A 5,012-nucleotide genomic window follows, 5' to 3' on the forward strand; every position below is an offset into this window, starting at 1 on the left:
AAATTAATGGGTCTCCACCAAATTCGCTACGATGTTAATATCGTTCCATACGACATGGTTTGGTACATAACCTCAGTTTTGATGATAATAATTGGCATTGCTCTCCTCGCTCGCTCAAGAAGGAAATTCAGTAAAACAGGAGTTACAACGAACCATGCAAATAATTAATCATCTTCAGCATAGGGATGGTATGGAAGCCCATGGACTAAGCATCCAACTGATTTTATCAGTGCCGTTTTTCATTGCATTAGTCATTTATCTTTACGCAGCCATCCGAACTAAGCGGAAGAAAAAATCATGGCAGTCCTACCGAATTGTCATTTGGATTACAGGTATTTTCTGTGCATTATCGGCTATTATTGGGCCACTTGCTACTCGTTCTCATCAAGATTTCACGGCTCATATGCTCGGCCATCTCCTTCTCGGAATGCTAGCGCCACTATTACTGGTCTTGGCATGCCCAATGACACTGATTCTTCGAACACTAGACGTGAAGCACGCACGGACTTTATCCCATATTTCAAAAAGTAATCCCATTCGACTAATCACTCATCCGATGACGGCCTCTCTCCTGAATGTCGGAGGCCTTTGGGTCCTATATACGACTAGCCTTTATCAGACAATGGAACATAACGGGATGGTTCAAATTGCAGTTCACCTGCACGTATTTCTAGCAGGTTATCTTTTCACAGGTTCCTTTATTTATACAGATCCGCACCCACACCGGACGAGTTATCGCTATCGTTCATGTGTATTGATAATCGCCTTGGCATGTCACGGCATCCTTTCAAAATATATTTATGCTCATCCCCCTATGGGAGTTCCGATTGACCAAGCCAAAACGGGAGGATTGGTCATGTATTATGGCGGCGATGTCATTGATTTGATTCTGATTACGATCCTTTGTTACCAATGGTTCAAAGAAACCCGACCCAGAATGAATGAGGCTTTTAATGTATTAAATAAGTAAAAAGACTGTCCCAAGAAATCTTGGGGCAGTCTTATGTCTTATGTAACTTTGTCATCACTTAGTTTAGTTAAATAATAATTTACTAACTCCGGATATTCTTTTATTTCTGCTATCCCCTTTTCCGTTATCACATAGGTTCCTCGTTTAATTCTTTCAAACCAACCATAATAGTTCTTCGTCAAAATGGATGAGGTATTTTTCCCCGTTCCTAATTGAATTAACCTCCTAGGTGACAATGGACCCAAACATTCAAGATTACAAGCAATTTGGATACAATTTTCTTTATACGCAGTCATAATCTTGGTCCGATTACTGCCTCCTACATTATAGTCTGCACTGCGGCCATTAATTTCCTTTATAATAGACTCGCGCTTTAGTTTGTTTTTTCTATGCTTAAATGGCGCAGGATCAAATATTATTTCTGCTTTTCCGCGTTTCCCAGGGCTCGAAACAACAATTAATCCCAGCTCCAGCCTGCGAATTAAATGGCATTTCTCTGTCCACTTTTTGGAATTTAAACGATGTTTCGGTTTCGGGATCGCCACATAAACTTTATCTGTAATCCGCTGCCTTTTGGCTGCTTGGATTAGTAAGTCCACACTTAAAGTGAGCTTTAATTCGACAACAACTAACTCTTCATCCTTGACTGCAACAATATCACAGTCTTTCACCTCACCGTAAACCTCATAACCTTCACGGACAAAATAGGTCTGAATGGGTTTATATAAATCTATTTCTTGCAGTTTCTTCGTTTCCTTCATCCGGTATCACCATCCCAATGCAAACCTTAAGAATCATTTTATCCAATGAAACGCATTCTCTCTATTTTAAAAGGTATCCATTCTGGATGAGATACCTTTTTTGGGGGAAATATAGTATTTACTAACTTTCAGGAGTGTACTTCATGATTGCCATCATTTATTCTATTTTTTGGATCATTGCGGCATTTATACTCGCAGACCGTAATTGGAAACCCTATTACCCTACAATGCTCTTTGCATCACTTGGGAACGCATTATATGAGCTTCTTTGTTATAACTACCAGCTCTGGAAGCTGGAACCCAATGGAATTCAGTTTTCAATGATTCCGATTATGTTACTCACTTTGATTGGAATGCCCCTATCGTCGTGGGTATACCTTTCAAAATATCCTTTTAAAAAAAGAGCCCATACACAAGCCATTTACATTGCTTTATATACTGGTATTTATATACTAATGGAATATTTGGCGATAAAAGGAGGATCCATCACCTACCATCATCATTGGAACTTATTATGGTCGATCCTATTTGTGATTGTCATGTTTATAATTATGAGAATCCATTTTAAAAAGCCCATACTAGCCCTAATCTTTTCCGCAGTTTTTGCTCTTTTTCTCTGTATGGTCTTTAATGTGACCCTGAGCAAAATGAAGTAATTCTATTTTTGGGTGTCAGGCACTCTCATGTGTCCACCACCCAAAAATTAATTTGCATCTTGTTTTTCCCAATTTTCATAAATTAATTTTTGAAATATTTCATTCAAACTTTTCTTTTTATGTTTTTTAATCCATTCGACCTGGTCGATTGGTAAATTTAGTTTAATACTAACATCCTCATTTGGCATTTCGACTTTTCTTATTTCTTCTATCGTAATGCCATCTTCTATATTAGGAAACCAAGAATCATTTTCGCCAACCCGAGTGAAACCTTCGTAGTCATGAATATCATCGAGTTCACAGAATAAATTTATTTGTGGTAATCCGCCAGTCAATATTTTTACGTGCATGATGGAATTGATCATTCTACCATCCTCTAATTCTATCTCGACAATGACGTTTTCGACGGTCTTATATTTTTTTACAACAATCTCACTCACAATCAGATCCAATTCTAAGGTAAAGCCGGAGCTCGATTCAAAGATATAGATTCCGTTTCTAAAAACATGGATACTTTCACCATCGATTGTAACTGATTTTACAACTGCCATAAACCTATCCTCCATACATTTGTTTAAATCATTCTATACCGAAAATTCACTCTTTAAATTTACCATAGTAATGTGGTCTGTTGTATTTTTCCCATAAACTTTTACAAAACAATAATTTCTATGCCAATGGGGAATATTAAAAGAGGAAATTTATTGGAAAGAGGTGCATGTGTAAATGAATCAAAATTATTCCATTGATCCTAACCAAATACCTAAATTCACTAGTCATGAGGAAGCAAGAGAGTGGTTTAAAGGGCAATTTGGGGATCGATTTTTACTGAGAATGACAGATATGAAAGATGGAAGAAGAGTTAATTTCTATCATCTCGTCAAAGATCCTGAAGTGTACAAGCCATACATGGAGAGCTTTGCAAGCGTCGTTCAGCATGAAATCACTAATATTAACACCTTTAAAAGCTATACAACCATCGAAATTAATGAAAATGGTCATGTTGATATCAAGGATTAAAAATAGGGTGTAAAGACCAGCGCTGTAATAGTAAATGGCTGCTCCTACAGTTAATTAATCTGTAACAGCAGCCTTTATTTAAGTCCCTATTTCCTATTTACGGCTTCTGCAAAAATAAATAAATCACGAAAATATTGTTGCATTTGAATAATAGATATATCGTTACTCCTTAGTAACTCTAAGGTGTCCCTATTTAAACAACAGCCATCACATATTTTCTTCCACGCTGGTGTTAGCCAGTTCTGAAGTGAGGATAGGAACCGATTTTGCATTTTTACATGCTCAAATAGAAGAATTTTTCCACCTGGCTTACAAACTCGTTTCATTTCTATAATGGCTTTTTCAGGATTAGGAATGGTACAAAATACTAGTGTTGCCACAACGGTGTCAAAAGTATCCGCTTCAAATGGCAATTCTTCTGCACTTGCCTGTACTATTTCGATAGGGACAACTGCTTGTCTATGTTTAGATAATGAACACTCAATCATGTACTGATTCGGTTCTATCGCCGTTACTATTACAGGTTCCTCGTATAAAGGAAAATTAATCCCAGTACCCGATCCTAATTCAAGAACGCTTCCCGTTGCCTTCGCAAGGAGTTCCTTACGAATCCTCTTAAACTTCTTTTTCTCCAATGGCTTCATAAAAAAATCATACCAATTGGCAAATAATTGACTCAAAATTCTCCACTCCAAACAAATAGCTTAAGTTTACATAATAATTTTATAGAAAACTAAAACATTTAACTCATTAACACTTCCTCTGACAAAATATCGTTTGTCTGCCCTCCTGTTCATTTTCTTCAAAAAATAGAACATTCCAATTTCCAAATTCAGCCAACAATTCATTGGGGAGAAGTTTATATTGACTAGACACTCCTTGATTCTCGGTTCTTGGTGATTGGTAGAAGGTCTCCATAAAAACGTATCCTCCCTCTTTAGTCACGCTCTTCACAATCGGGAAAAGTGAGCGATCAAGGTAATAGGAAATGACAACAATATCATAAGTATGGTTTGCCCAGATAGGATTATTCAAATTTGTTAGATCACATACTTTAGCTTGAATCTTGATATCATCATGTGCAGCCCGTTCTCGGATAAAGTCAATCGCAACATCCGAAACATCAACAGCCTGAACGTGATAGTTCATTCGCGCAAGGAAGAAGCTGTTCCCTCCTAGTCCACTAGCTAGATCAAGCGCAGTTCCACCCTTAAGGTAATCAGACAGGTATTTTAATCTTGTGTTGGGTACAGGCTCCTTCAAGTCATTCATGCGTTCTTTATATTTTAAATTCCATTTCGTCTTACTGTCCATTTGATAATACTCCTCAACATCGTAATTCTTAACTCCGATTTAAACCTACATCATCAAAGAGGAGATGTCCACTCCAGGCTCGAACGAATTTTAATAATAAAATTTTTATTTTGTTACATTCCAATATTAGTTAATTGTGTCTGATATAATAAAGGTATCTAAAGTAGACTGAAAAATCAAAAAAGGAGGGCAAAATGAGAAATTATATTATTAATCGCTTATTAAAACCAAAATATATAAAAATCATTAAGGCTGAAGGGTATCCTTTTACCATGCAGATTAAAAATATAA

At 36.8% G+C, this 5,012-nt stretch carries 8 protein-coding genes; 4 read left to right on the plus strand and 4 right to left on the minus strand.

Annotated elements, in window-relative coordinates:
* Nucleotides 1–6: 6 nt before the first annotated feature.
* Together V7659_RS00215 and V7659_RS00220 are read left to right on the plus strand one after the other, a co-directional pair.
* The gene (locus V7659_RS00215; RefSeq protein WP_335537401.1) at nt 7–168 is read left to right on the plus strand and encodes a DUF2243 domain-containing protein; all 162 of its coding nucleotides are present in this window, start codon (nt 7–9) and stop codon (nt 166–168) included.
* Nucleotides 155–970, plus strand: a complete 816-nt coding sequence (locus tag V7659_RS00220; RefSeq protein WP_335537393.1) for a cytochrome c oxidase assembly protein — start codon at nt 155–157, stop codon at nt 968–970. Before V7659_RS00215 ends, V7659_RS00220 begins: the two co-directional genes overlap by 14 nt.
* A 38-nt stretch (nt 971–1,008) precedes the next feature.
* On the opposite strand, the gene V7659_RS00225 is transcribed toward V7659_RS00220, so the two are convergent.
* A complete protein-coding gene (locus V7659_RS00225) occupies nt 1,009–1,731 on the minus strand; it encodes a DUF2161 domain-containing phosphodiesterase (protein WP_335537394.1) in 723 nt (240 codons plus the stop codon).
* Nucleotides 1,732–1,874: 143 nt separating this feature from the next.
* On the opposite strand from V7659_RS00225, the gene V7659_RS00230 reads away from it, so the two are divergent.
* Nucleotides 1,875–2,387, plus strand: a complete 513-nt coding sequence (locus V7659_RS00230; RefSeq protein ID WP_335537395.1) for a CBO0543 family protein — start codon at nt 1,875–1,877, stop codon at nt 2,385–2,387.
* Between the two features lie 47 nt (nt 2,388–2,434).
* Here the strand turns inward: V7659_RS00230 and V7659_RS00235 are convergent, their stop codons facing one another.
* Nucleotides 2,435–2,938 (minus strand): hypothetical protein, encoded by a 504-nt coding sequence (locus V7659_RS00235; RefSeq protein WP_335537396.1) that lies wholly within the window; start codon nt 2,936–2,938, stop codon nt 2,435–2,437.
* Nucleotides 2,939–3,113: 175 nt separating this feature from the next.
* Between V7659_RS00235 and V7659_RS00240 the strand changes: the two genes are divergently transcribed.
* The gene (locus V7659_RS00240; protein ID WP_335537397.1) at nt 3,114–3,407 is read left to right on the plus strand and encodes a hypothetical protein; all 294 of its coding nucleotides are present in this window, start codon (nt 3,114–3,116) and stop codon (nt 3,405–3,407) included.
* A gap of 86 nt (nt 3,408–3,493) precedes the next feature.
* On the opposite strand, the gene V7659_RS00245 is transcribed toward V7659_RS00240, so the two are convergent.
* Entirely contained in the window at nt 3,494–4,087 is a 594-nt protein-coding gene (locus tag V7659_RS00245; RefSeq protein ID WP_335537398.1) for a class I SAM-dependent methyltransferase, read from the minus strand.
* Between the two features lie 70 nt (nt 4,088–4,157).
* The gene (locus tag V7659_RS00250) at nt 4,158–4,721 is read right to left on the minus strand and encodes a class I SAM-dependent methyltransferase (RefSeq protein WP_335537399.1); all 564 of its coding nucleotides are present in this window, start codon (nt 4,719–4,721) and stop codon (nt 4,158–4,160) included.
* Between the last annotated feature and the right edge of the window lie 291 nt (nt 4,722–5,012).

It is taken from the genome of Neobacillus drentensis (genome assembly GCF_036966985.1).
Taxonomy (GTDB): Bacteria; Bacillota; Bacilli; order Bacillales; family Cytobacillaceae; genus Neobacillus; species Neobacillus drentensis_E.

Coding starts and splice junctions, on each gene's coding strand:
- V7659_RS00220 (WP_335537393.1), top strand. CDS start 155: ATGCAAATAATTAATCATCTTCAGCATAGGGATGGTATGGAAGCCCAT.
- V7659_RS00225 (WP_335537394.1), bottom strand. CDS start 1,731: ATGAAGGAAACGAAGAAACTGCAAGAAATAGATTTATATAAACCCATT.
- V7659_RS00235 (WP_335537396.1), bottom strand. CDS start 2,938: ATGGCAGTTGTAAAATCAGTTACAATCGATGGTGAAAGTATCCATGTT.
- V7659_RS00230 (WP_335537395.1), top strand. CDS start 1,875: ATGATTGCCATCATTTATTCTATTTTTTGGATCATTGCGGCATTTATA.
- V7659_RS00215 (WP_335537401.1), top strand. CDS start 7: ATGGGTCTCCACCAAATTCGCTACGATGTTAATATCGTTCCATACGAC.
- V7659_RS00240 (WP_335537397.1), top strand. CDS start 3,114: ATGAATCAAAATTATTCCATTGATCCTAACCAAATACCTAAATTCACT.
- V7659_RS00250 (WP_335537399.1), bottom strand. CDS start 4,721: ATGGACAGTAAGACGAAATGGAATTTAAAATATAAAGAACGCATGAAT.